The sequence below is a fragment of the Peptoniphilus sp. genome (genome assembly GCF_034090345.1).
Taxonomy (GTDB): Bacteria; Bacillota; Clostridia; order Tissierellales; family Peptoniphilaceae; genus Peptoniphilus.
Genome location: NZ_JAXDSS010000087.1, coordinates 1 through 2,117, shown reverse-complemented (window position 1 = coordinate 2,117; position 2,117 = coordinate 1). Strand labels below are relative to the sequence as shown.

Here is a 2,117-nt window from a genome sequence, read left to right as displayed (position 1 = left end):
AGTTTCAATTTTTAAATCTAAATGGTAAAAGAATGGAATCAGTATTATATTGACATCTCTTTCACTCTTTATGATTTCAATTGTCTTTATAAATTCCTCGATAGTTCTCTCTCCTGAATTTTTCCAATTCATAACTATCATTCCAACATTTACTGTATCTCTTCTAACCCCTAGCCCATCAAGTACTTCTCTCCCCTTATCCAGACTCGGTTTTTTAATCCCAAATACAGTGTCTGTCGTCACTTGAACATCTCTTTTTACATTTAAATCTCTTAAATACGCTTCACTTTGTCTATCTCTAACGTTTAAATAGTCTACTTTATTTAAAATTTTTCTTGTCAAAAATCTATTAAAAGTCCTTCTAATAGGTCCTATTCCTTGAGAATATATAAAAGTTTTTTTTCTCATGAGTTGAGCAAGTTTCAAAATCCCAAGGTAATAAAGTATCGATTTACTACTACTTACATCTTGAAGAAGTGATCCTCCTCCTGACAAAAGCATGTCTGTACTGCTGATATTTTTTAGAATATCAGTTATTTTAGACCTATTTACTGCTTTTACTCCATATTTTTCCGTTGTCCAATCTGGATTTTTAGATAGTACCACAATTTCAGCATCGCTAATCTCAGATATTCCGTCTACTAGACCTTTTAGAATAGCTTCATCACCTATGTTATTATAGCCGTAGTACCCGGACACCAAAATTTTATTTGCCAATGTATTTGTCGTACCCCTTTCTTATAACTTCTGCAACATATACAAAGACTAAAGCTATAAGTGCTACAACTAAATATTGCACAAAAACTCTAGTAAATGAAATATAAAGCGGTGTTCTTATATGAGAAAAAGTATTTACTATATCCGCCATACCTATTGAAGCTAAAAGAATCAATATGAATGTCATTATTTCAGCTCTTTTTCTATATGCTATATACATCAAAAGAATTATTGCGGGCCAACCCATTAAGATAGCTTTAGTTCTCGGTCTAACCGGTAGATATATCTCCATTAAATTTCTTGCAAGTAATTCCATTCCCGGAATTTTAGTATTGGTGTTTCCACCTCTTAGCAAGAATATTGCAACCAACATCAACAACATTCCCGCAAGACCTGCTTGCCAAAATTTTACATCTGAATTTAATACATTTCTAATCTCTTTTACTTGTATTTTTGGAGCAGTCTCTTCAGTTCTTCCAAAACCAATGTATGCTGCATATATTACAAATGCAAATAATATTGGTAACATTTGAGAAATTTTAACTCCTCTAAATTCTACAAGCTCTACTAAATAATTCGTTCCACTCAAAAATGAAACTTCATTTAAAGCTCCTATCATACTTATAAGAATAGCTATTAAAAGCAATACCATTCCATGAATGTATATCTTAAAAGTCTTTACTTCTATATTTTTTCTTCTTTTGACAAGCATATAATTTTCCATTATCACTGTGAGAGCAAGTGTAGGATAGGTTACTATTGCTGCCAAATTAAACAACAAATTGCCCAGGTTTTCTTTTATTCCCAGTCCAAAGAATGCAAGCGACGCAAAAACTCCAAGTCCCATAAGTATAGCTGAAGCAAGAGCTGGTAATTTAAATATTGTCTGTAAAAGTAGTATCCCGGCTGCTACAGCACCTATCGCCACAGGTATTTTAAACAGTCTATTTGGACTCCATGTCCCAATTGGATTTACTTCGCCTGCTGTATATCCCTTTTGTCCCATTCTTTCAGCTAAAGGAAGTAGTACATTTCCATACATTTGTGGATCTGTTATGATTTCATTTCCTTTTGTGTAAGGAGCAATGAAAACCACCGCTACATTTCTTTCTGAAATAGCTCTATAGTACACATTTGTAAGCTCTTGTCCATTTCTGTGTAGAGGGATTTGATAATCATATCTGTCTTGTAAATAATCCCACGTAGTAAAAGCTCTAAATTTTCTAACTCTATCATTTTTAATTACATTATTAACGCCTTTTAAATCTGTATGTCCTCTTTGATTAGAAGCTTCAACAAGTCCAATAGCCATATTATTTTTATTAAGTAATTCTATAAATTCTTCATCAATTGATTTATTTTCAGATCTGTTTGAATAAAATTCAGTTCCTGAAAATACA

The 2,117-nt window shown here is 32.3% G+C and carries 2 protein-coding genes; both read right to left on the bottom strand.

What is annotated here, in order from left to right; genetic code table 11:
* Positions 1 to 717, bottom strand: a 717-nt coding sequence (csaB, locus tag SOR77_RS07510; protein WP_320636516.1) for a polysaccharide pyruvyl transferase CsaB, incomplete at its 3' end; no start/stop codon positions are given.
* A partial coding sequence (locus tag SOR77_RS07505; RefSeq protein ID WP_320636515.1) for a DUF5693 family protein occupies positions 707 to 2,117 on the bottom strand: 1,411 nt, incomplete at its 5' end. The genes csaB and SOR77_RS07505, both read right to left, overlap by 11 nt.